Below are 22,374 nucleotides of genomic sequence, written 5' to 3' on the forward strand. Positions count from 1 at the left end.
CCTGACCCGCTGCGGGGGGTTCCGGGGTCAGAAGCCGCCCAGGTCGAATCCGTCCATGTCGAATCCCCCGTCGAACTCGCCACCACCGTCCGCTCCGGGATCGTCCGCGCCGCCGCCGGCGTCTCCTCCCGGGTCCTGGCCCGCCGCCGCTTCGGCGGGAACTCCGGACATGCCGCTGAACAGGGCTCCCATCAGCAGGAACGAGCCCATCCCCCAGGCTCCCGCGGCGAGGGCGGGCTTCCACCACGGTTCGCTGTACCAACCGCGCGGGACCGGCCTTCCCGCGACTCGGCCTCCCGGGTAGTAGTGCGGAGTGTGCTCGCCGGGTTCGGGTGAGGCCATCTGCTTGCCGCCGTTGACCTCGACCTCGCGGTACTCGGTGACCGTGCCCGCTTCCCGCTGGCCGTCGAGGTCCGGAAGTTCCGGGCCGGGATCCATGTCCATGGCGGTCCGCGCGGCGCGCACGTAGTACAGCCCCTCGAGGGCGGTGCGGGTGGTCAGCCTGCACTGCTCCGGTGTGTTCGCCTGCTCCAACTGGGAGCCGGCCGCGTTGTGCCGCTCCGCCGCGTCGGCCAGGGCCTGCTTGGCCGGTTCTGTGCTGCCGACGAGATTGAGTACCTGGCCGCCGAGACGTTCGACCCAACGTCGGGCCTCGGCCTTGGCGTCGTCGAACTCACGCTGCCTGACGGTCGTGCTGTGGTGGTACCACCAGAACGCCCCGGCCAGCAGCAGAACGACGATCACGATGAGTGCCGCTGCCGTTCCCATGGCTCCCTCCCACCGAGACGGGACACGACTCGGTGACATCGACAGTACCCGTCGCACCGATCCCCGCGGAGTGCGAACGCGCACTCCCCGTGTGCTGAGCGGTTCCGTGCGGTGAACTGCCTCGCGCGGTGAGCGGTTCCCGCTCGCGGGGACCACCGCGGATGTTTCGTTATGTGGGACACGGAGGGGAGCGGGAAGACGGGAAGGGGCCATCGCGTTGCCCCGGTGATGTGTCGACTTCCGAATCGGCGGCCCGTTTTCCGGACGTGTCTGTTCGCCCAAGCGCTGCAGTGCGTGGACAACGGCTTCTGAGCGCCTGCCGGGAACCGCGGTTCCCGCTCCCTGACCCGGCCCTGTCCGCACGACCACTTTTCAGGAACGAGTTCTCACCCGGATCGGAGAGTCGAACGTGTCCGTTCAAACCCCGGAAGTCGAAGCTACGAAGGCCCCTGAGCCGGAGCGGGGCCTTCCGGCCGTCCAGAAAACCCCGTTGATAGCCGGTGCCGTGCTCGCCGCGGCCCTCGGAGCGGCCACGGCCGCCGTTGCCGGATGGCGGATGTTCGTGCTCTACCTGCTCGGACTCGCCTTCGGCCTCGTGCTCTTCCACGCGCGGTTCGGCTTCACCTCGGCGTGGCGTCAGCTGGTTTCGGTCGGCCAGGGGCGCGGACTGCGCGCCCACACGCTCATGCTCGCGGTCGCCTGCGTGCTGTTCGCCCCGCTGCTCGCGGGTGGCGTGGGCCTCGGAACCACCCCGGAGGCCTCGGTGTCCCCGCTCGGGGTCGGCGTGCTCGTCGGCGGATTCCTGTTCGGGGTGGGCATGCAGATCGGGGGCTCCTGCGCCTCGGGCACCCTCTACAACGTGGGGGGCGGGCAGACCGCGATCGTGTGCACGCTCCTCGGATTCGTCATCGGTTCGGTGCTCGGGGCCTGGCACTTCGCGTTCTGGACCTCCACGCTGCCCAGCGCCCCGTCCGTCTCCCTGGCCACGAGCACCCCGCTGGGCTACGTCGGGGCCGTGCTGCTCAGCCTGGCCGTGCTGGGGGCCATCGCGCTCGTGACAGTCGTGGTGGAACGGCGCAAGCGGCCACCGCAGGTTTCCCGCCCGGCGGCGGCCAGGGGAGTGCTCAGGGCGCTGCGCGGCTCGTGGCCCCTCTGGGCCGGCGCCGTCGCTCTGGCCGTGCTCAACGCCGCCACCCTCGTGATCAAGGGCAGCCCCTGGGGCATCACCTCGGCGTTCGCCCTCTGGGGGTCGAAGCTCGCCCGAGCGGCGGGGGTGAACGTGCAGGACTGGCCGTACTGGTCCACTCCCGACAACGCCGCCGCGCTGAACGGGTCCGTGCTCGCCCACGCCACTTCCGTGATGGACCTCGGGATCATCCTCGGGGCCCTGATCGCCGCGGCCGTGGGCGGAGCGTTCGTGCTGCACCGCCGCGTGCCGGGCAAGGTGGTGCTCGGCGCGATCATCGGCGGCATCCTGATGGGTTACGGGGCGCGGATCGCCTACGGCTGCAACATCGGTGCCTACTTCGCCGGTATCGCCTCGTTCAGCCTGCACGGCTGGTTGTGGGCGATAGTGGCGATCATCGGAACCTACGTCGGTCTGAAGGCGCGGCCGCTGATCGGGCTCAGCGTCCCGAAGAGGACGGACTCCTCCTGCTGAGGGGAACCTCCCACCGACGGACTCCGGCCCGCCGGGGAGTCCGGGGCCTGTTCGCGTGAGCGGGCCACTCGACGGAGGCTCCGGCGGGGTGGTGAGCGGGCCCCGACGTCGGGCAGTGATCTGCGCGACGTCGGGGCCCGCTCGCGCGAGAGCACCACGGATAACCCGCGGCGGTGTCGACTGATCGGGTGGCCGCGAGCCGCTCCGCCGCTTGCCCGAAGATCGAGCCCGGTCGAGTGAAGTGCTCGTCCGAACCGTGCGAGGCCGAGTGACCGGGCGACCGTTCGCCCGTGGGTCAGCCGGACAGCTCCACTTCGCCGATCCTGCTCCACTCGCTGCACGCCTGCTCGCGGTTGAGCTCCACCAGCGAGATGGCGGGCACGCTCAGCGTCACGGGATCGACGACAGTGGCGTCGAGCGTCGCCTTGGCGAACACGGCGGGACCGTCCGCCGTGGCGTAGGCCAGGCTCACGTGCTGGTCGATCTCGTCCGGGGCCTCCGGGGGTTCGGAACCGAGCACCTCGCTGGTGACCTCGCGCAGTCGTCCGCGCAGGTCCGTCAGCGTCGCCTGGGGTTCGGCGGGCAGCGCCAGCGACTCGGAGAGCACGAGCCCGCCGTGGAACGACAGGGACAGCGGCGCGAAGGAGGACAGCCGCTCCCGTGCCACCCGGAGCAGCTCCTCGGCGCGCCCGGCGGGGGCCTGCTCGCGGTCCTGGACCTCCTGCAGGAGGATGTGCATCCACTCCAGCGGAACCGGGTCGAACCCCGGCAGGTCGCGCAGCGAGTACTGGTACTGGTTGGCCAGTTTGCGCAGTTCGGGGCGGTCCCCGAGGGGCAGCAGCCAGGCGAGGCTGCTGCCTCCCGATCGCAGTCCTCGGTTCCAGGGCGCGTGTTTGCGGACCTGATCGGCGTGCGGCATGTCGGTCACTCCCGGTTGGTGCCCCGTCGGGTCGGGACGGGGGGCGAAACGGAACGGTTCGTGCGAAGCGACGGAGGCGTCGCTTCTGATGTCGGTCATCTCGTCCCCAAGTCTGCCGTTCCGGCCGCGCCGGACGTGATCGCCGTCAGTCGACGGCGGAACTCCGAGTCGCGGTCCTCACCTCCCGGTCGAGCGTGGCCACCGCGTCGGCATCGCGCACGCGGGCGGTCAGGAGGAGACCGAGCACACCGAACACCACGGGCACCAGGAAGGCCCCGTGGAAACCGGCCATCCTGGCCTGGGCCACCGCCTGAGGGTCGGTCGGCGCGGCCCCGCTCATGGCGGAGTCGGTGAACATGACCAGCGCGCTGGCGACCACCGCGGTGGCCAGCGCCGTGGCCACCTGCCTGCTCACGTTGAACAGCGAGGTCGCCTGGCCCATGTAGGCCCCCGTGGTCTGCGCGAACGCGGCGGTCTGCAGCGGGGTCATCAGCATCCCCATCGCGCCCCCGAGCAGCACCAGCGACCCGACCAGGTTCCACAGCGAGCTGGACAGGTCCAAGAACTGGAACGTGCCCGCGCTGACGAGCAGCACGGCGAACCCGCCCGCTATCAACCGGCGGGGTCCCACGCGTCCGTAGACCCGGCTGACCAGTTGCGTGACCAGCAGCATGGACAGGGCCTGGGGCATCAGCACCAGTCCGGCCAGCAGCGCGGAGGTGGAACGCAGGTCCTGCAGGTACAGCGGTACGAGGAACAGCACCCCGAACATCGACCCCGTCTGGCACAGCAGCAGCAGATTGCCGGTGCCGAAGATCCTGTTGCCGAGCAGTCGCAGGTCCAGCATCGGGTCCGTGGCGCTGAGCTCACGCCAGACGAGCCCGGAGATGAGCAGCACGGCCGCGGCGAGGCAGCCCCACACGATCGGGTTCGCCCAGCCGAGTTCGGCCGCCCTGTCGAGGCCGAAGAGCAGCGTGGCCAGCCCGGATCCGGCCAGCAGGAACCCGGCGAAGTCGAACCGCGCCGGTTCGCGGCCGCGCTCCTCGGCGAGGAAGAGGATCGAGCACAGCAGGGCGAGAGCGCCGACCGGGACGTTGATGAAGAAGATCCACCGCCAACTGGCGGCCTCGATCAGCGCCCCGCCGAGCAACGGGCCCAGTGCCGGGGCAGCGGTGATCGGTATGGCCAGGATCGCGGAGGCCTTGGCGCGCTCCTGGGCGGGGAAGGCGCGGAAGAGCATCGCCTGTCCGACGGGGACCAGCATCCCACCGCCGATCCCCTGCAGGAAGCGGGCGGCGATCAGGGTTTTGATCCCCGGGGCCGCTCCGCAGATCACGGAGGCGGCGGTGAACACGAGCACCGCGAACTGAAAGGTGCGCTTGCTCCCGAAGCGGTCGGAGAACCACCCCGAGGAGGGGATGAACACGGCGAGGCTGATCATGTAGGAGGTCAGTACCCACTGCAGCGTGCCCGCTCCGACGTCGAACTGCTCGCCGAGGGTGGCGAGGGCGACGTTCAGGATGGTCATGTCCAGGATCTGCATGACCAGGGCAAGCACGAACGTGATGCCGACCAGCCATTTGTACTCGAGCCGTCGCAACGGCGCATCGCCTCCGTAAGCGCATTGGTGGGAGGAGCCCCGGCGGTATCCGCAGTCACCCGAAAGGTCTTCTTGCGTGTGGGTGCGAACACTCAGGATGGGCGAGAAAGGTTGTGTGAGCCAACCGAATTCCCGCTTCGCGGGGTGGGGCGGTCGTCACACGGGCAGTGCGTGCGTTCGGGGGAGCGGTCGGTCCGCATCCCGGACCGGGTGAACAGCACGAAAAAGCGGTGATCACCCCGGAGGATGACCACCGCTCTCTTCGTCCGAGCGGGTGACGGGAATCGAACCCGCATAACCAGCTTGGAAGGCTGGGGCTCTGACCATTGAGCTACACCCGCAGTGCGCCGTCCATATTACAGTAGGGATCAGCGGGGAAGATCCCCGGGGGGTCCCACCGATCACGACGACCGCTGGTGCCGTAGTCTAAACATTCGAGGTAGGGTTCCCGCAAAGGACCCCATCGGGGTGTGGCGCAGCTTGGTAGCGCACTCGCTTTGGGTGCGAGGGGCCGTGGGTTCAAATCCCGCCACCCCGACGTTTCGGCCGGATATCCCCCGAGGGGTATCCGGCTTTTTCGTTTCCTGGGGCGCGAAGTCCCGCCCATCGAGGTGCCCGCCCCGGGGGCGATCGCGCGGCCGGCGCATGGCCGGGCGAGCACCTCCGCCGCGTCCGCGCGCGGAGTCCCGTTGGACCGCCTCAGCTCAGCCGGCTGATCCGCCCGGCCAGCCGTGCGCTCGGCTCGACGGCCTGCTTGCCGCAGCTGTTCGGCCGTGGAGGTGACAGCGGGACCTCCTCGACGGGCACTCGCCAGCTGCGCCCGTCGAGGTGCTCCAGCACCACTTCGCCGGAGGTCTCGGCACGGACCAGCAGGGACTCCTCGGCGCGCTCCCCGGTTGCCTCGCGCACGGCCAGCTCCGCCACCTGGGCGGGTTGACTCAGCGCGGAGCGGCCCCGGCAGTGGGTGGTCGTGACCTTGCCCGCCGCGGTGTCCGACAGCACCGCGTCCACCGCGTGCGGGGTGAGGCGGGCGTAGCTGTACCCGGTGGGCAGCACCACCCCCGTCGGGGCGAACCGGTGACCGCCGGTGTGTGTGGTTTCCCACAGTTGCCCCTGGTGTCGTTCGGTGAACCGCTCGAGCAGCTCCCGGCCCCGCAGCGCGCAGCACCGGTCCCGCCTCCCGTTGGTGCAGACCAGCAGCACCGGATCCGCGCACGGCTCGCCCCAGCCACCGTGCTCGCCGGAGGAGAGCCCCTCCAGGTCGAGGTCGAGCAGCTGCGCGGGGTCGGTCAGCTCCGCCCTGCGCAACCAGCTCGCCCCCGGGGTGGTGTGCGCCAGGTAGACCGTGCGCGGGAAGTCGGCCCCGAGATCCGGGTGGCGCCCGGTGCGGCGGATCAGCTGGATCCGCACGCCGTTGGCCGCGGCCAGGGACGCGAGGCGGTTTCCCAGCTCCGGGTCCAGATGGCTCTGCAGCAGCGCGTCGCGCCCCCACGGGCCCGGTTGTTCCAGGCACAACCAGCTCGTGGCCACGGGCGCGGTTCCGGCCATCGGTTCCGAGAGGGCTTCGGACCACGCCGCGCACGTGCTCGGTGCGGCGCCGACACTGTCCTGCGATTCCTGCACACGCCCACTCAAGCACGAGGGGGTGCGGACGTGCCCGCTCGGGCGGGTTGGCACCCGGAACGGCCGCTTGCGAACTCAGGCCATAGAATCGGAGGTCAGCCCGGCGTTGAAGGAGCTCGTTCACGGTGTGCCGTGGGGTTTCTTCCAGTTGAACAGCCGGGAGCCTTTCAAGCACGTTCGCACGAGGAGACCACGTGAAGAGCACCGTCGAGCACCTGAGCCCGACGCGCGTACGGCTCAACGTCGAGGTGCCGTTCGACGAGCTCAAGCCGAACTTCGACCGCGCGTACAAGGAACTGGCCAAGCAGGTCCGGATCCCTGGCTTCCGTCCCGGCAAGGTTCCGGCCAAGGTGCTGGAGAGCCGGATCGGCCGTGGACCCGTGCTCGACGAGGTCGTCAACGAGGCCGTTCCCTCCAAGTACTCGGAGGCCGTCAGCAACAACGAGGTCCAGGCACTGAGTCGACCGGAGCTCGAGGTCACCAACATCGTCGATGGTGAGCAGATCGAGTTCTCGGCCGAGGTCGACGTGCGGCCGGAGCTGACTGTGCCCTCCTACGACGAGCTGGCCGTGAGCGTGGATGACCAGGAGGTCACCGAGCAGGACGTCCAGGAACAGCTGGACGAGCTGCGCGCCCGGTTCGGAACGCTCGTAGGGGTGGACCGCCCGGCGGCCAACGGCGACTACGTCAGCATCGACCTCTCGGCCACCGTCGACGGCCAGCAGGTCGAGGACGCGCAGACCAGCGGCCTTTCCTACGAGGTCGGTTCGGGCGAGCTCATCAACGGCATCGACGATGCGCTGACCGGTATGAGCGCCGGGGAGACCGAGAACTTCACCACCACGCTCGTGGCCGGGGAGTACGCGGGCCGGGAGGCCGAGGTCGAGGTGAAGCTGAACTCGGTCAAGGAGCGGCAGCTTCCCGAGGCGGACGACGAGTTCGCCCAGATGGCCAGCGAGTTCGACACCATCGACGAACTCCTCGCCGACCTGCGCGAGCGGCTCGGACGCGTCAAGCGGATGCAGCAGGGCATGCAGGCCAGGGACAAGGTCCTCGAGGCCCTGCTGGAGCAGGTCGAGGTCCCGCTGCCGGAGAGCGTGGTTCAGTCCGAGATCGAGGTTCGCGAGCACGACGCGATCCATCCGTACGACCACGACGAGCAGCGTTTCCTCGAGTCGCTGCAGGAGCAGGGCAAGACCCGCGAGGACTTCGACGCCGAGACGCGTCAGGAGGCCGAGCAGGCGGTCCGGACGCAGCTGGTGCTGGACACCATCGCCGACAACGAGGAGATCTCGGTCTCGGACAACGAGCTCACCGAGCGGATCATCTACCAGGCGCAGCAGTCGGGGATCAGTCCGGACCAGTACGTTCAGCAGATCCAGCAGTCCGGGCAGCTGGGACGCATCTACTCCGACATCAGGCGCAGCAAGGCGCTGTTCTCGGTCGTGCGTCAGTCCACTGTCACGGATTCCGAGGGCAACGCCCTGGACATGGACGAGCTGCTCGGTACGCAGGAGCAGGACGAGGGCGATCAGCAGCCCGAGCAGGTCGAGGGCGAGGCGGTCGAGCAGGAGGAGCGGGACGCCGCGCAGCAGTGATCGTGCGTGGTGGCTCGTCGGTCGGATGAACTCCACTCCGGTTCGGCGGCTCGGACCTCTCGCGAGACGATCCCGCGGGATCGCCGGACGCGTTCTCGCGACGCGTGTTTCGTGAGAAGGTCCTAAAGCTCTCAGCGAACGTGGGCGGCACCGGGAAGCTGGTGCCGCCCACGTTCGTTAGGGTCGGTTGTAACGGATCACCCGGACTCCGGCATCTCCGGTAACGGGCAACACTTCGAGCGGCCCGGTCAGACGACGTGCCTACCGGGTCCATTGTGGAAGAAGGCAGGGAGACGTGACCCAGGAACAGACTGTTCAGGCGTTCGACGCACAGTCACCGCAGATGCGGTCCGGTAGCAACGGGCTCTCGCTGAACGACTCGGTTTACGAGCGGCTGCTGCGGGAGCGCATCATCGTCCTCGGCTCCCAGGTCGAGGACACTATCGCCAACCAGATCTGCTCGCAGATGCTGCTGCTGGCGGCGGAGGACCCCGAACGCGACATCGCCCTCTACATCAACTCGCCCGGGGGGTCGGTTCCGTCGGGCATGGCCATCTACGACACGATGCAACTCATCAAGCCGGACGTGGCCACTGTGGCGATGGGCTTCGCGGCCTCGATGGGACAGTTCCTGCTGTCGGCCGGTGCGAAGGGCAAGCGCTTCGCCCTGCCGCACGCCCGGGTGCTGATGCACCAGCCCTCCGCCGGACTTGGGGGGACCGCCTCGGACATCGCGATCCAGGCCGACGTGTTCTCCAGGCAGAAGCAGGAGATGGCCGAGTTGATCGCGGGACAGACCGGCCAGACGGTCGAGAAGATCATTCAGGATTCCGACCGCGACCGCTGGTTCACCGCCGACGAAGCGCTCGAGTACGGCTTCGTGGACCACATCGCCAACCGCGCGAACCTGCCGAGCAGCTGATCGCGCGAACCAGCCAGTCCTGTCGGCATCACAGTCACGAGGAGTCACCGACGTGAGCTCATTCCAGACACCCCAGGCCCGGTACATGGTGCCCTCGTTCACAGAGCGCACCACGTACGGAGTCAAGGAGTCGAACCCGTACTACAAGCTGTTCGAGGAACGGATCGTGTTCCTCGGGGTGCAGGTCGACGACGTCTCGGCCAACGACATCATGGCGCAGTTGCTGTACCTGGAGTCCGACGACCCGGACCGCGAGATCCAGCTCTACATCAACTCGCCCGGTGGTTCGTTCACCGCGCTGATGGCGATCTACGACACCATGCAGTACGTGCGTCCCGACATCCGCACGGCCTGCCTCGGGCAGGCGGCCTCGGCCGCCGCCGTGCTGCTCGCCGCGGGCACGCCCGGTAAGCGCATGGCGCTGCCGAACGCGCGTGCGCTGATCCACCAGCCCGCCACCGAGGGCATCTACGGTCAGGTCTCCGACCTGGAGATCCAGTCCAACGAGGTGCAGCGGATGCGCAAGCTCATGGAGTCCACGCTGTCCACGCACACGGGGCGCTCCCAGGAGCAGATCCACCAGGACGTGGAGCGGGACCTGATCCTGCCCGCCGAGCAGGCCAAGGAATACGGCCTGATCGACGAGGTCATGCCGTACCGCAAGCATTCGAACAAGAAGTCCTGAACTCGGCCGACACGCCGAGCACGCCGGTGGTGCCGACGTGCTCGGCATCGGCGAGGCAGGATGTTGATCAGGTGGCCCAGACCGGTCCGGAGGGGCGCCTGAGCCGCGGTGGTGAGCTGCTCGGGCGACGTTCCTCCCCGCGGCCGGGATATGGCGGGTACCGTCGTGTGCAGAACCGACGTCGAACAACAGGCTAGGCGCGTGCTCAGCGGCGCGCCGGAGGGGACGAGGTCAGCGGCATGGCACGTATCGGTGACGGCGGCGACCTGCTGAAGTGCTCCTTCTGCGGGAAGAGCCAGAAGCAGGTGAAGAAACTCATCGCCGGCCCCGGCGTGTACATCTGTGACGAGTGCATCGACCTCTGCAACGAGATCATCGAGGAGGAGCTCGCCGAATCGGGTGAGGTCAAGCTCGATGAGCTCCCCAAGCCGGGTGAGATCCACGACTTTCTCGACCAGTACGTGATCGGGCAGTCCGCCGCCAAGCGCAACCTCTCGGTGGCCGTCTACAACCACTACAAGCGGATCCAGGCCGGCGAGCAGCAACAGCAGAGCGGTCGTGAGGCCAAGGACGAGAAGATCGAGCTGGCCAAGTCCAACATCCTCATGCTCGGTCCCACCGGCTGCGGCAAGACCTACCTGGCGCAGACGCTGGCCAAGATGCTCAACGTGCCGTTCGCCATCGCCGACGCCACCGCGCTGACCGAGGCGGGCTACGTCGGCGAGGACGTCGAGAACATCCTGTTGAAGCTGATCCAGGCCGCCGACTACGACGTCAAGCAGGCCGAGAAGGGCATCGTCTACATCGACGAGGTCGACAAGATCGCTCGTAAGAGTGAGAATCCCTCGATCACCAGGGACGTGTCCGGGGAAGGTGTTCAGCAGGCGCTGCTGAAGATCCTGGAAGGCGCCACCGCGAGCGTTCCGCCCCAGGGCGGCCGCAAGCACCCGCACCAGGAGTTCATCCAGATCGACACCACGAACGTGCTGTTCATCGTCGCCGGTGCTTTCGGCGGTCTGGAGGACATCGTCGAGGACCGGATCGGCAAGCACAGCGTCGGCTTCGGCGCTGACCTGCGCTCCAAGGCCGAGATCGACTCCGCGGACCACTTCGCGGAGGTGCTGCCGGAGGACCTGATCAAGTACGGGCTCATCCCCGAGTTCATCGGCAGGTTGCCCACTGTCGCCAGCGTCACCAACCTGGACAAGTCCGCGCTGGTCAAGATCTTGACCGAACCCCGCAACGCTCTGGTCAAGCAGTACACCCGGCTGTTCGAGCTGGACGGTGTGGAACTCGAGTTCACCCAGGCCGCGCTGGAGTCCATAGCGGACCTGGCGATCGCGCGGGGCACCGGTGCCCGTGGTTTGCGGGCGATCCTGGAGGAAGTGCTGCTCCCGGTGATGTACGACATCCCGAGCCGTTCGGACGTGGCGAAGGTGGTCATCACCGAGCGGACCGTCCAGGAGAACGTGAACCCCACCATCGTCGCCCGGCAGAGCAGTCGGCACGAGAGGCGAGAGAAGTCGGCCTGAACGAGACTGAGGGTCGGCGGCTCGGTTTGCTTGGCGGTGCGGGTGGCGGAACCTCTCGCGGGCTCTCGCTCCGGGAGGCCCGACATCGGGTAGCCACCTACACAACGTCGGGCCTTCCTCGCGAGAGCACCACGAGAGAACCCGCGGTCGGTCGGGCTGCGTAGGCTCGTAAGCACTTGCGCTGGAGCGGAGCCCTTTGAACTGGAGTTCCTGTTCGGGGCTGCGGCGGTGCCGGTTGCCTGGGGGAATGTTTCGGCGCCGGCGCGCCGGCGCGCCGGAGGAAGAACCCGGTCGATGATCCGGCTGGACAGCCTCGATGAGCTACTTCCCCCGTCGGGGGACATGTCGTCGTTTCCGCGTGTGTCGTCGGCGTGGTTTTCCGCCATGGGGGATCATCGGTGCCACGTGACCGTGGTGATCACCGATGTTGGGGAGGGGCGTGCTGTGAGCGACATGCACGTTTTGCTGGTGCACGGGTTCGGTGGTTCCGGGCCGTGGCACTGGCAGCAGTGGCTCAGCGGTCGGCTGGCCGAGCGCGATGTCTCGTGTGAGCTGCCCGCGCTTCCGGACCAGGACCATCCGGAGCTGGACCGGTGGTTGGCCGTGCTGCGCGCACGGCTGGACAGCGTTCCCGCCGAGGACGAGCTGGTGGTGGCCGCCCACTCGTGCGGAGCGGCGCTCTGGCTGCACCACGCGGCCACCATCGCGGGCAGGGCCAGGAGGGCCGACCGGGTGCTGCTGGTCTCCCCGCCGGGACCGGACTGGCGTCACCCCGATGTTCGGGGAGTCGTGCCGTACCCGGTGGACGCCCACGCGCTGCGTCGTGCCGCCGGGTCCACCCGGCTGGTGATCGGTTCGGGGGACCCGTACCTGTCGGTTCAGGACGGGCACTGGTTGGCGGAGACCCTGCGAGTGGAGATGGACGTGCTCCCGGACGGGGAGCACCTCAACACCGACGCGGGATACGGCCCCTGGCCGGCAGTGCTGCGCTGGACGCTGCACGGCAGCACTCCGCTGGCGGACAGGTTCGAGACGGAGGCGAACACCTTCGGTGCCTCCTCCAGCGCTTTCCGGCTGGTGTGAGCGCGGCGCCTCCGGGAGTCAGGCGGTGGGGGCGTTCTCGTCGAGCACGAGGCGCTCCGCGCCGGTGTAGACGTTCATCGAGGTTCCGCGCAGGAAGCCGACCAGGGTGATTCCCTGCTCCTCGGCGAGCTCGACCGCCAGCGAGGAGGGTGCGGAGACGGCGGCCACGCACGGGACCCCGGCCATGGCCGCCTTCTGCACCAGCTCGAAGGACGCCCTTCCCGAGAGCATGAGCACGCTGCCGCGCAGCGGCACGCTCCCGTCGAGCAGTGCCTTCCCCAGGACCTTGTCCACGGCGTTGTGCCTGCCCACGTCCTCGCGGACGGCGAGCGGTTCTCCCGCGGAGTCGAACAGGCCCGCCCCGTGCAGGCCTCCGGTGCTGGAGAAGACGCGCTGCGCGGTGCGCAGCCTGTCCGGGAGGTCGACGAGGGTCTCCGCCCGGACCCGCAGCGGGTCCTGCTCGGGGGGATGGGCGCTGCGCAGCCGGACCGCGTCGAGCGCGGCCTTGCCGCAGACCCCGCAGGAGGAGGTGGTGTAGAAGTTGCGCTCCACCGAGTTGTCCGGCGGCGGGACCCCGGGGGCCAGCTGGACGTCGAGCACGTTGTAGGTGTTGCGCCCGTCGGGGCCGGGGCTGTCGCAGTAGCGCGCCCCCGCCACGTCGGCGTGGTCGCCGATCACGCTCTCGGTGAGCAGGAAGCCGTGCGCGAGCTCCACGTCGTGGCCGGGGGTGCGCATGGTGACGGTGAGCGGTTTCGAGCTCAGCCTGATCTCCAGCGGTTCCTCGGCCGCGAGGGTGTCGGGACGGTTCCTGGTGCTACCCGCGTCCACCCGCAGTACGGGTCGCCGTGTCGTTATCCGCCCCATGTGCTCCTCCCGCGTTGCTCCGCGCAGCCGGACCGGTGCGTTCGGACAGCATACGCTCCGGCAGTCCCCGGCGGATCGGCTCGTGGAGGGGTGTTGCGGAGCTGCTCGGGGACGGCAGCCGGGATGTCGGTGGAGCGGCGGAACGAGGTGCTGTTCGTCGACGCCGCCGCCGACCCCTCGGCGGGCCGAGGCGCAGAACTACCTGCTGCCGGAGCACTGCGAGAGGATCGTGGCGGCCGTGGTGGCCTGCCGCGAGTTCGACGGCATTCCCGGCCACGCGCGGCTGCTGGAGCTGTTCCCGGAGAGCAGGGCGCTGTGGTTACCGGTGAACCAGCCCGGCGATCTCCGCTGTTCCGGAGTCGCCGGGCGGTCCGGCTTCTCCGCAGGGGTGGCTTCGGCGTGCAGGACGCTTCCGCCGGACTTCACTCGATCCGGTTGGTTTCTTCGGGCCAGGCGAGTACGACGTCGCGGATCAGGGCGAACATGTGCTGCGCGTCGGCAGCGGAGCCGCAGTGGGCCAGCACGTGCCCGTCGGAGCGGAACACGTTGGCACTCCCACCCACTTCCACACCCCAGGCGAACAGCTCCAGCTCGCCGGTATCGGGCCCGGTTCTCTCCAGCAGCGCGAACACCTGGGGTCGCTGCTCGAGGCTGACAGTCTCGACCGTTCCTGCTGCGGTCTCCCACAAGGAGACCATCTTGCTTTCAGCTGATCCGGATAGCATCGCAACCTCCCGAAACGTTGTTGTTTGGACACTGTGTGCGATAGACAGCATGTATGTGAACGTCCACTTTTGGAAGTGAACGTCTGCATAAACACTCGGATAGGTGAAGGCGCTCGGGACGTGAGGAATCGATGACGAACGAAGCTCAGGAAACGGGGTCTGTGGTCCGGCGATGGCAGCTTGCCGAAACGCTGCGCAGAGCTCGCGAAGAGGCAGGACTTACGCATGATCAAGTGATCGCCGAACTGCGGAGGGTGCCGGGAAAGTGGTCGCGGCCGAAGCTGTCTCGCATAGAGAACCGCGCGCAGGGAATTAAAGCTCGTGAGGTGGAGCAGCTGCTCGATATCTACGGTGTGGTCGACAGCTCGCTTCGTGGCTGGCTGCTCGAGCTCGCCACCACGGCACGTGCGCGCGGGTGGGCCGTCGACATGCGGAAGAACCTCCCCGAGGACTTCCACACCTTCTTCAACATGGAAGGTGAGCTGGTTGCGCTGCGGCAGTTCGAAACTTTGCTCGTGCCAGGCTTGCTCCAGACGCCTGAGTACGCGCGCTCCATCATCAGCGGCGTCAATCCGGGCCTTACCGAGGAGGAAGTAGAGCGGCGGGTGACTGCTCGCATGGCGCGTCAACGCGTGTTGGAGCGTGCCACTCCGCCACAGCTGCACGTCATCATCGATGAAGCTCTGCTCGACAGGCACGTGGGACCGCTCGCGGTTATGCGGCCCCAGCTCGTACATCTCAACGAAGTGGCCGAACGCTCGAACGTCACATTGCAGGTGCTGCCGAAAAGCTCCGGAGCGAGTCCTGCTCTGGAGGGGCCTTTCTCGGTGCTCACGCCACCAGCACCGATGCCGGACATCGGCTACTCGGAAGGGCCTGGACGTGCTGTCTACATAGAGGATCGTGACGATGTGAGGTCTTACACGCTGCGCTTCGGTACTCTTACCGAGCAGGCATTTTCCGCGGACGATTCACGTAAGAGGATCGAACAGGCGATACTTCGCTGTAGTCCGCATTCGAAGGAGACGCACCAGTGAGCAGCATCGAGAACTCCGTGTTGACAGCGTGGCGTAGGAGTAGTCGCTCGGGAGGTGGGGGAGCCGGCGGCGGTAACTGCGTCGAGGTCGCCTTCGGCGAAGGTTTCACCGCTGTGCGGGACTCGAAGTCGCCCGACACGGGTGTGCTCGCGGTTCCGGCTGCCCAGTGGCGGTCCTTCCTGGCGGCCGTCCGTGCCGAAGCGTAGACGTATCGCCCTTCCGGGTTCGGGAAGAGACGACTAATCCGGGGTGCCTGCTGCCGGCGTTCCTTCCGCCATCGCCCGTCCTGCCACGGCAGGACCGTGCCAGCGGGCCACTCGTCCGGACGATGCGACAGCCTGATCGGAGGCGGTGAACCGGCAGCACTTCCCGCTCCACATCCCCGACGGCCATGTGGTCGGAGTGGCCGGCGCCGCCTGCCGGATCCCGAGGGGACGACGTCGCGAGTTCGCCCGTGAGGTCCGCGCGGATCGCGGCTGCTCGGCGATGCGGGGCGGCGCGACCCCGCGTGGACTCGTCGGCGAGTGTCCCGTGGCGCTCAGCGGCGATCACGGGAAGCCCGCCTCCTGGAGGAGAAGCAGCGGGACCTTTTCCCGCCGGTGAACACGGACGGCTCCGCGCTCGGCCCGTTCCGCCACGGAGCGTGGGTCACGCTGCAACTCGCTCCACTGCACTTCGCCAGTCACACCCGAACCAGGAGTCGATTCCGAACCTCTCGTGACCGGAAGAAAAATCACCTCGCGTTCCTCACGGCCACGGGCCGAGTTCGGGAAGCGGGCCGCCGCTCGGCTCCTGCTGCGGCGTGCGCCCCGCCAACCAACACGCGATCGAGTGAGAAGATCCCTCGATCTTGTGAGTCGGAGAGCTGCCCACCTCCCACGTCCGGTCGAGATCCCGCGGAGCCAGCACCACCTCGGCGCCCTCCAGCCGCGGCAGCAGGAAATCGATCGCGTGGGCGCAGAACTCGGACGACCAGCTCTGCTCGGTCCGCCCCAGATCGAGGTCGAGCATGTGTATCTCCAGTTCACGCCAGCGGCACAGCACCAGGTCGGAGACGGTGCCGTCGCGGAAGCGCACCGGACGCTGCCAGTCCTGCTCGGCCACCGAGTCCCAGACGATCTCCAGCTGCGCGTGCGAGGTGGCCAGCTGCTGCACCAGCCCGATCGCGTCCTGGCTCGCGTCGCGCTCGATCGCCTCGTCCCGATCACCGTCGGGGTACGGGTCCACCAACTCCCCGCGCCCCGCGGCGCTGGTCATGTTCGCCAGCGAGATCGCGTTGTTGGCCAGATGAGCGACCACGTGCGCGCGGGACCAACCGGGCAGTCTGGAACCCGCCCGGAAGTCCTCGGGCTCCAGCTCGCTGACCAGGTCCAACAGTTCGTGATGACCTTCCCTCACCCGGTCTAGAACGGCTTCGTTCATGGTTCGCGGGCCGCCTTCCACGCTCGGATCCGCCGTTGAGGCCTAGCACCGTACAAGCATGCCCGACGGGGTTCGTAGAATCCCGGTGTGACACAGACCAGCCCAGCAGCACAGCCCCGTGAACTTCCGTCGACCTGGAACCCGGCCGACGTAGAGGCCGAGCTGTACCAGCGCTGGGTAGACGCCGGCTACTTCGAGGCGGACCCCAACAGCGATCGTCCGCCGTTCTCACTCGTCATCCCCCCGCCGAACGTGACGGGGAGCCTGCACATCGGCCACGCGTTCGAGCACACGCTGATGGACCTGCTCACGCGGCGCCGCAGGATGCAGGGCTACGAGGCGCTCTGGCTGCCCGGCATGGACCACGCCAGCATCGCCGTCCAGGCGTTGGTCGAGCGCCAGTTGCAGGAAGAGGGCATCGACCACCGCGAGCTCGGTCGGGAGAAGTTCCTCGAACGGGTGTGGCAGTGGAAGGAGCAGCACGGCGGGGCGATCCTCTCCCAGATGCGCCGCCTCGGTGACGGGGTGGACTGGAGCCGCGAACGATTCACCATGGACGCGGGCCTGTCCAGGGCCGTCAACACGATGTTCAAGCGCCTCTACGAGGACGGGCTGATCTACCGCGCGGAACAGCTGGTCAACTGGTCGCCGGAGATGCGCACCGCGATCTCGGACATCGAGGTCGAGCACCGCGAGGTCGAGGGCGAGCTCGTGACGATGCGCTACGGCGACGGCGACGCGGCCCTGGAAGTGGCCACCACGCGGGTGGAGACCATGCTCGGTGACACGGCCGTGGCCGTGCACCCGGAGGACGAGCGCTACGAGCACCTGATCGGTACGGAGATCGAACTCCCGCTGACCGGGCGCAGCATCCCGATCGTGGCCGACGAGCACGTCGACCCCGAGTTCGGCAGCGGTGCGGTCAAGGTCACCCCGGCGCACGATCCCAACGACTTCGAGATCGGGCGTCGCCACGACCTGCCGATGCCGACCGTCATGGACGAGCGCGGGCGCATCGCCGACACGGGCACCCGGTTCGACGGCATGGACCGCTTCGAGGCGCGCGAGGCGGTGCGCGAGGCGCTCCGCGCGGAGGGGCGCATCGTCGCCGAGAAGCGTCCCTACGTGCACAGCGTCGGGCACAGCTCCCGCTCCAAGGAGCCGATCGAGCCCCGCCTGTCCATGCAGTGGTTCGTCAAGGTCGGTCCGCTGGCCGAGGCGGCGGGCGACGCCGTGCGCGACGGCCGTGTCGAGGTGCACCCGCCGGAACTGGCCAAGCGCTACTTCGACTGGATCGACAACCTGCACGACTGGGCGATCTCCAGGCAGATGTGGTGGGGCCACCGCATCCCGATCTGGTACGGGCCGAACGGCGAGGTCGTCTGCGTCGGGCCGGACGAGCGGCCCCCCGAGGGCGAGGGGTGGCGCCAGGACGAGGACGTGCTGGACACGTGGTTCTCCTCCGGCCTGTGGCCGTTCTCCACGATGGGCTGGCCCGACGACACGCCGGACCTGCGCAAGTTCTACCCGACGAGCGTGCTGGTCACCGGCTACGACATCCTGTTCTTCTGGGTCGCCCGGATGATGATGCTCGGCCTCTACGGCATGTCCGATCGTGCTCCGGAGGAGGCGGTGCCCTTCCGCAGGATCGCGCTGCACGGCATCGTCCGGGACAAGCACGGCAAGAAGATGTCGAAGTCCTCCGGCAACACCGTCGACCCGCTGCAGTGGATCGACACCTACGGCACCGACGCCGTGCGCTTCACCCTGGCCAGGGGGGCCAACCCCGGCGCGGACGCGCCGATGAGCGACGAGTGGGTCGCCGGGGCGCGCAGCTTCGTGACCAAGCTGTTCAACGCGACCAAGTTCGCGCTCGGCAAGGAGGCCTTCGCCCCCGAGCGGCTGCCGGACCGGGAGACGCTGACCGATGCCGACCGCTGGATCCTCGACCGCTGCGACGCCCTGGTCACCGAGGTGGACGAGCTGCTGGAGGACTTCCAGTTCGCCAAGTCGGTCGAGGCGCTGTACCACTTCACCTGGGACGAGTTCTGCGACTGGTACGTGGAGCTGTCCAAGGTCCAGCTCGACGAGGGCGGCGAGCGGGCCGAGTCGACCAGGGCGGTGCTCGGCCACGTGCTGGACGTGCTGCTGCGCCTGCTGCACCCGACGATCCCCTTCGTCACCGAGGCGCTGTGGACGGCGCTGACCGGGCGGGAGTCCGTCGTGATCGCCGAGTGGCCGACCCCGGAGGGGACTCCGGCGGACACGGCGGCCGCCGAGCGGATCGACGCGGTCCGTAAGCTGGTCACCGAGATCCGTCGGTTCCGGGCCGACCAGGGACTGAAACCGAACCAGAAGGTCGCGGCCGAGCTGGCCGGCATCGAGGCGGTCGGCATCGCCGAGCACGAGGCCGCGATCCGCACGCTGGCCAAGCTCACCGAGCCGGGGGACAACTTCGGCGCCTCCTCCTCGATGCGCGTGGGCCTGCAGGACGGTGAGGTCGCGGTGGGGGTCGACCTCTCGGGAGCCGTCGACATCGCCGCCGAGCGCAACCGGCTCGCGAAGGATCTGGAGGCGGCCCAGAAGGAGCTGTCCGGAACCGAGCAGAAACTGAACAACCCGTCGTTCACCGAGAAGGCTCCCGCGGAGGTCGTGGACAAGATCCGCTCCCGGCGGGAGAGTGCGCTCGCCGAGATCGAGCGCATCAACACCCGGCTGGAGTCGCTTCCGGAGGCGTGAGCGTGTCGTGGTGCGGGTTGCCCCGGGGAGGGAGCCGCACCGGGAGGAGAGTGTTATTCGTGGCCGAGTCCGAGTCCGGCGAGCTGCAGGAACTGCGGGTCGTCGAGTCCGAGCTCAACGAGCGCTGGCCGGAAACCAAGATCGAGCCCTCGCTGGACCGGATCAGGGCACTGACCGATCTGCTGGCCGAGCCGCAGCGGGGTTACCCGGTCGTGCACGTCGCGGGGACCAACGGCAAGTCCTCGACGGCGCGGATGGTCGACGCGCTGATGACTCGGATCGGACTGCGCGTCGGTCGCTACAGCAGCCCGCACCTGCAACTGGTCACCGAGCGGATCAACATCGACGGCGGGCCGATCAGCCCCAGCGCCTACGTCGAGGCCTACCGGGACATCGCCCCCTACGTCTCCATCGTGGACTCCAACAGCGAGGTCCCGATGAGCAAGTTCGAGGTGCTGACCGGCATGGCCTTCGCGGCCTTCGCCGAGGCCCCGGTGGAGACCGCGGTGCTGGAGGTCGGGCTCGGAGGCGGCTGGGACGCGACCAACGTGGCCGACGCCCAGGTGGCCGTGCTGTGCCCGGTCTCGCTGGACCACGCCGAGTACCTCGGGTCCGACATCGCCGAGATCGCCGCGGAGAAGGCCGGGATCATCAAGCAGGACTCGGTGGTGGTGATGGCCTCCCAGAGCCAGGAGGCCCAGGACCCCATCCTGCGCAAGGTCGCGGAGATGGACGCCACGGTCGCGCGGCAGGGCCAGGAGTTCGGCGTGCTGGAGCGCACCGTCGCCGTGGGCGGGCAGATGCTGCGACTGCAGGGGCTCAGCGGGATCTACGAGGACGTCTTCCTCCCGGTCCACGGGGAGCACCAGGCCCACAACGCCGCGCTCGCGCTCGCCTCGGTCGAGGCGTTCTTCGGTGCGGGCACGGAGCGGCAGCTCGACATCGAGCAGGTCAGGGACGCCTTCGCCGGGGTGGTGACCCCGGGCAGGCTCGAAAGGGTCCGCGCGGCCCCGACCGTGCTGGTCGACGCCGCGCACAACCCGCACGGCGCGCGGGCGCTGGCCGACGCGGTCAGCGCCGAGTTCTCGTTCCGCAGGCTGGTCGGTGTCGTGGGCGTGATGAGCGACAAGGACGCCAGGGGCATCCTCACCGAGCTGGAACAGGTGATCGAGGAGCTCGTGGTCACCCGCAACTCCGCTCCGCGGGCCATGGAGCCCGACGACCTCGCCGCGCTGGCCGAGGAGATCTTCGGCAGGGACCGGGTGCACGTCGAGCCCAGGCTGGACGACGCGGTGGCGTCGGCGATCAGCCTCGCCGAGCACACCACCGATCCGAGCGACTCCATCTCGGGAGCGGGCATCGTGATCACCGGTTCCGTGGTGACGGCGGGTGAGGCGCGCGCCCTGTTCGGCAAGGAGCCGGTGTGAACGAGGGGCGCGCGGACGACGCGGAGCGGGCCGAACGCCGTCGGGGACTTCCGGAGCCGCCCGAGGAGGTGCGCGACCCGTGGAAGGGGTTGCGCGGCGTCATGGCGGGGACCCTGGTTCTCGAGTTCATAGTGTTCGGGCTCGCGCTTCCGGTCGTCTGGCAGCTCGGATCCGGCGCGAGCAGCGTCGGTTTCGCCGTGGTGGCCGTGCTGACCGTGCTGCAGCTGTGCGCGGCGTTCGTGCAGCGCCGCCGCTGGGGTCTCGGCGTGGCGCTGGTGCTGCAGCTGTGCATGATCGCGTGCTTCCTCGTGCACCCGGCCATCGGGATCATGGGGTTGATCTTCGCCGGTGTCTGGGGCTACGTGCTGTACCTGCGGCACGACGTGGCCAAGCGGATGCGCGAGGGGAGGCTGGCCGATCAGCTCGGTCATCCTCCCGGGCATCCGCCGCAGCGGTGAGGCTCGGGAGCGCGGGCGGACCTCGCGTACGAGCAGGCGGCGGATCCGCCGAGCAGCGATCCGCCGAGCGGAGCGGGAACCCGCCGCCGGCTGCTCGGGGTGCTTTCAGGCCACGTCGATGACCGCGCGGCCCCTGATCTCCCCGCGGTCCAGCGCGTTGAACGCCTCCTCGGCCTCGTCCAGGGGATAGTGCCTGCTCACCGCGTCCTGCGGGCGCAGCAACCCGCGGGCCACCAGGTCCAGCAGCACTGGCATGTCCCGGCGCGGCTTGGCCCCGTAGGAGCCCTTCACCCGGAGCTTGCGCCGAGCGATGGTCGCCAGGTTCAGCTCGCCGACCGTCTCGGGCGGAGCGATTCCGACCACGACGACCTGGCCGCCCTCGACGACCGAGTCCCGCGCGACCTCGAAGGTCGCCCGTGAACCGAGCGCCTCGAAGGCGACGTCTACACCACGTCCTCCGGTGAGCTCGCGGATCGCGGCGGGCGCGTCCGTCTCGCTCGAGTTCACGGTGCTGGTCGCGCCCAGCTGCCTGGCCGCTTCGAGCTTGTCCTCCCCGATGTCCACGGCGATGATCTCCCCCGCGCCGAAGACGCGGGCCAGCTGGATCAGCGCCGAACCGACACCACCCGCTGCGATCACGGCGACCGTGTCGCCGACCCGCACGTCGGCCGCGTGACGCAGCGCTCCGTAGGCCGTCATCGTCGAACAGCCGACCGCGGCCACGTCGGAGAGCTCGACCCCGTCCGGAACCCGGTAGACCGAGGTGGCCGGGGTGACCGTGCGCTGGGCCAGTCCGCCCATCGAGTACATCCAGACCGGTTCGCCGCCGGGGCGGGACAACCTGCTCCGGCCGTCGTAGAGCTGGCCCTTGGCCCTGTTGTAGGCGAAGAAGTCCAGGCAGATCTCCTCCTCGCCCGCCGCGCACCGGGCGCAGCGCCCGCACGGTATGATGAAGCTGGTGACCACGCGGTCTCCGGGGGAGAGCCCGCTCACCGCGCGCCCGACCTCGCCGACGGTTCCCGCGACCTCGTGACCGAGCACGGCCGGAGTCGGGAACGGAAGCTCGCCCTTGCGGACGTGCAGGTCCGAGTGGCAGGCGCCGCAGGAGGCGACGTCGATGGTCACCTCGTCCTCGGCTGGGGCCGCGTGCTCGATGTCCTCCAAGCGCAGTGGCTCGTTCACGGCGGTGTGTACGGCGGCGCGCATACCTGAGCTCCTCACCACTCGGGCGACAGACCAGCTGGTCGGTACATCATCGGGGAAGCTACCGCGACAACCGCGTGCGGACCACCCCCGAGAGCGCGACCGAATC

Annotated in this window: 20 protein-coding genes and 2 tRNA genes; 12 read left to right on the top strand and 10 right to left on the bottom strand. The window is 68.8% G+C overall.

The window, feature by feature from the left end; genetic code table 11:
* Positions 1-27: 27 nt before the first annotated feature.
* Positions 28-768, bottom strand: coding sequence for a hypothetical protein (locus tag G9Q41_RS15425; RefSeq protein ID WP_165633239.1), 741 nt, complete (start codon positions 766-768; stop codon positions 28-30).
* A 409-nt stretch (positions 769-1,177) separates the two neighbouring features.
* On the opposite strand from G9Q41_RS15425, the gene G9Q41_RS15430 reads away from it, so the two are divergent.
* Positions 1,178-2,428: a YeeE/YedE family protein gene (locus tag G9Q41_RS15430; protein WP_165633238.1), complete on the top strand. Its 1,251-nt coding sequence runs from the start codon at positions 1,178-1,180 to the stop codon at positions 2,426-2,428.
* A gap of 295 nt (positions 2,429-2,723) precedes the next feature.
* On the opposite strand, the gene G9Q41_RS15435 is transcribed toward G9Q41_RS15430, so the two are convergent.
* The 3 genes from G9Q41_RS15435 to G9Q41_RS15445 all read right to left on the bottom strand — a co-directional run bounded on the left by G9Q41_RS15435 (position 2,724) and on the right by G9Q41_RS15445 (position 5,288).
* Complete coding sequence (locus G9Q41_RS15435) at positions 2,724-3,446, bottom strand: 2'-5' RNA ligase family protein (protein ID WP_207631206.1); 723 nt, start codon at positions 3,444-3,446, stop codon at positions 2,724-2,726.
* Positions 3,447-3,492: 46 nt separating this feature from the next.
* The gene (locus G9Q41_RS15440) at positions 3,493-4,947 is read right to left on the bottom strand and encodes an MDR family MFS transporter (RefSeq protein ID WP_165633237.1); all 1,455 of its coding nucleotides are present in this window, start codon (positions 4,945-4,947) and stop codon (positions 3,493-3,495) included.
* Between the two features lie 269 nt (positions 4,948-5,216).
* Positions 5,217-5,288, bottom strand: a tRNA-Gly gene (locus tag G9Q41_RS15445).
* A 123-nt stretch (positions 5,289-5,411) separates the two neighbouring features.
* On the opposite strand from G9Q41_RS15445, the gene G9Q41_RS15450 reads away from it, so the two are divergent.
* Positions 5,412-5,485: transfer RNA gene (locus G9Q41_RS15450), tRNA-Pro, on the top strand.
* Between the two features lie 161 nt (positions 5,486-5,646).
* Here G9Q41_RS15450 and G9Q41_RS15455 read toward each other — a convergent pair.
* The gene (locus tag G9Q41_RS15455; protein ID WP_165633236.1) at positions 5,647-6,570 is read right to left on the bottom strand and encodes a sucrase ferredoxin; all 924 of its coding nucleotides are present in this window, start codon (positions 6,568-6,570) and stop codon (positions 5,647-5,649) included.
* Between the two features lie 194 nt (positions 6,571-6,764).
* Here G9Q41_RS15455 and tig point away from each other — a divergent pair, with 194 nt between their 5' ends.
* The 5 genes from tig (at position 6,765) to G9Q41_RS15480 (ending at position 12,390) form a co-directional block, all read left to right on the top strand.
* Complete coding sequence (gene tig / locus G9Q41_RS15460) at positions 6,765-8,168, top strand: trigger factor (RefSeq protein WP_165633235.1); 1,404 nt, start codon at positions 6,765-6,767, stop codon at positions 8,166-8,168.
* A gap of 343 nt (positions 8,169-8,511) precedes the next feature.
* A complete protein-coding gene (locus G9Q41_RS15465; RefSeq protein ID WP_092527339.1) occupies positions 8,512-9,090 on the top strand; it encodes an ATP-dependent Clp protease proteolytic subunit in 579 nt (192 codons plus the stop codon).
* A gap of 52 nt (positions 9,091-9,142) precedes the next feature.
* A complete protein-coding gene (locus G9Q41_RS15470; protein ID WP_165633234.1) occupies positions 9,143-9,775 on the top strand; it encodes an ATP-dependent Clp protease proteolytic subunit in 633 nt (210 codons plus the stop codon).
* A 239-nt stretch (positions 9,776-10,014) separates the two neighbouring features.
* Positions 10,015-11,307, top strand: coding sequence for an ATP-dependent Clp protease ATP-binding subunit ClpX (gene clpX, locus G9Q41_RS15475; protein ID WP_092523370.1), 1,293 nt, complete (start codon positions 10,015-10,017; stop codon positions 11,305-11,307).
* A gap of 453 nt (positions 11,308-11,760) precedes the next feature.
* Positions 11,761-12,390: an alpha/beta hydrolase gene (locus G9Q41_RS15480; RefSeq protein ID WP_092527338.1), complete on the top strand. Its 630-nt coding sequence runs from the start codon at positions 11,761-11,763 to the stop codon at positions 12,388-12,390.
* A gap of 18 nt (positions 12,391-12,408) precedes the next feature.
* On the opposite strand, the gene fdhD is transcribed toward G9Q41_RS15480, so the two are convergent.
* The 3 genes from fdhD to G9Q41_RS15495 form a co-directional block, all read right to left on the bottom strand.
* Entirely contained in the window at positions 12,409-13,254 is an 846-nt protein-coding gene (gene fdhD, locus G9Q41_RS15485; protein WP_165633233.1) for a formate dehydrogenase accessory sulfurtransferase FdhD, read from the bottom strand.
* Positions 13,255-13,452: 198 nt separating this feature from the next.
* On the bottom strand, positions 13,453-13,680 hold the full coding sequence (locus tag G9Q41_RS15490) for a hypothetical protein (protein ID WP_165633232.1): 228 nt from the start codon (positions 13,678-13,680) through the stop codon (positions 13,453-13,455).
* Positions 13,677-13,979: a hypothetical protein gene (locus tag G9Q41_RS15495; RefSeq protein WP_165633231.1), complete on the bottom strand. Its 303-nt coding sequence runs from the start codon at positions 13,977-13,979 to the stop codon at positions 13,677-13,679. The genes G9Q41_RS15490 and G9Q41_RS15495 overlap by 4 nt, the downstream gene beginning before the upstream one ends.
* Positions 13,980-14,110: 131 nt before the next feature.
* Between G9Q41_RS15495 and G9Q41_RS15500 the strand changes: the two genes are divergently transcribed.
* Entirely contained in the window at positions 14,111-15,016 is a 906-nt protein-coding gene (locus G9Q41_RS15500; RefSeq protein WP_165633230.1) for a helix-turn-helix transcriptional regulator, read from the top strand.
* Positions 15,013-15,222, top strand: coding sequence for a DUF397 domain-containing protein (locus G9Q41_RS15505; RefSeq protein WP_165633229.1), 210 nt, complete (start codon positions 15,013-15,015; stop codon positions 15,220-15,222). Before G9Q41_RS15500 ends, G9Q41_RS15505 begins: the two co-directional genes overlap by 4 nt.
* Before the next feature lie 541 nt (positions 15,223-15,763).
* On the opposite strand, the gene G9Q41_RS15510 is transcribed toward G9Q41_RS15505, so the two are convergent.
* Positions 15,764-16,438 (bottom strand): maleylpyruvate isomerase family mycothiol-dependent enzyme, encoded by a 675-nt coding sequence (locus G9Q41_RS15510; RefSeq protein WP_165633228.1) that lies wholly within the window; start codon positions 16,436-16,438, stop codon positions 15,764-15,766.
* Between the two features lie 87 nt (positions 16,439-16,525).
* Here G9Q41_RS15510 and G9Q41_RS15515 point away from each other — a divergent pair, with 87 nt between their 5' ends.
* Genes G9Q41_RS15515 through G9Q41_RS15525 form a run of 3 tightly spaced genes read left to right on the top strand, consistent with a single transcriptional unit; the run spans position 16,526 to position 21,062 of the window.
* Positions 16,526-19,177 carry a valine--tRNA ligase gene (locus tag G9Q41_RS15515; protein WP_092523362.1) on the top strand — a complete coding sequence of 884 codons (2,652 nt, stop codon included), beginning with the start codon at positions 16,526-16,528 and terminating at the stop codon, positions 19,175-19,177.
* Positions 19,178-19,236: 59 nt separating this feature from the next.
* The gene (locus G9Q41_RS15520; protein ID WP_092523360.1) at positions 19,237-20,604 is read left to right on the top strand and encodes a folylpolyglutamate synthase/dihydrofolate synthase family protein; all 1,368 of its coding nucleotides are present in this window, start codon (positions 19,237-19,239) and stop codon (positions 20,602-20,604) included.
* The gene (locus G9Q41_RS15525) at positions 20,601-21,062 is read left to right on the top strand and encodes a DUF4233 domain-containing protein (protein WP_092523358.1); all 462 of its coding nucleotides are present in this window, start codon (positions 20,601-20,603) and stop codon (positions 21,060-21,062) included. Before G9Q41_RS15520 ends, G9Q41_RS15525 begins: the two co-directional genes overlap by 4 nt.
* Positions 21,063-21,167: 105 nt before the next feature.
* Here G9Q41_RS15525 and G9Q41_RS15530 read toward each other — a convergent pair whose 3' ends face one another.
* Positions 21,168-22,268: a zinc-binding dehydrogenase gene (locus G9Q41_RS15530; protein WP_165633227.1), complete on the bottom strand. Its 1,101-nt coding sequence runs from the start codon at positions 22,266-22,268 to the stop codon at positions 21,168-21,170.
* Positions 22,269-22,374 lie beyond the last annotated feature (106 nt).

Source organism: Actinopolyspora sp. BKK2 (assembly GCF_011291845.1).
GTDB lineage: Bacteria > Actinomycetota > Actinomycetes > Mycobacteriales > Pseudonocardiaceae > Actinopolyspora > Actinopolyspora saharensis.

What these genes read in the sequence shown, in the direction of transcription:
- G9Q41_RS15425 (WP_165633239.1), bottom strand. Translation starts at nt 768, where the DNA reads ATGGGAACGGCAGCGGCACTCATCGTGATCGTCGTTCTGCTGCTGGCC.
- G9Q41_RS15435 (WP_207631206.1), bottom strand. Translation starts at nt 3,446, where the DNA reads ATGACCGACATCAGAAGCGACGCCTCCGTCGCTTCGCACGAACCGTTC.
- G9Q41_RS15465 (WP_092527339.1), top strand. Translation starts at nt 8,512, where the DNA reads ATGCGGTCCGGTAGCAACGGGCTCTCGCTGAACGACTCGGTTTACGAG.
- clpX (WP_092523370.1), top strand. Translation starts at nt 10,015, where the DNA reads ATGGCACGTATCGGTGACGGCGGCGACCTGCTGAAGTGCTCCTTCTGC.
- G9Q41_RS15480 (WP_092527338.1), top strand. Translation starts at nt 11,761, where the DNA reads ATGCACGTTTTGCTGGTGCACGGGTTCGGTGGTTCCGGGCCGTGGCAC.
- fdhD (WP_165633233.1), bottom strand. Translation starts at nt 13,254, where the DNA reads ATGGGGCGGATAACGACACGGCGACCCGTACTGCGGGTGGACGCGGGT.
- G9Q41_RS15495 (WP_165633231.1), bottom strand. Translation starts at nt 13,979, where the DNA reads ATGCTATCCGGATCAGCTGAAAGCAAGATGGTCTCCTTGTGGGAGACC.
- G9Q41_RS15500 (WP_165633230.1), top strand. Translation starts at nt 14,111, where the DNA reads ATGACGAACGAAGCTCAGGAAACGGGGTCTGTGGTCCGGCGATGGCAG.
- G9Q41_RS15510 (WP_165633228.1), bottom strand. Translation starts at nt 16,438, where the DNA reads ATGAACGAAGCCGTTCTAGACCGGGTGAGGGAAGGTCATCACGAACTG.
- G9Q41_RS15530 (WP_165633227.1), bottom strand. Translation starts at nt 22,268, where the DNA reads ATGCGCGCCGCCGTACACACCGCCGTGAACGAGCCACTGCGCTTGGAG.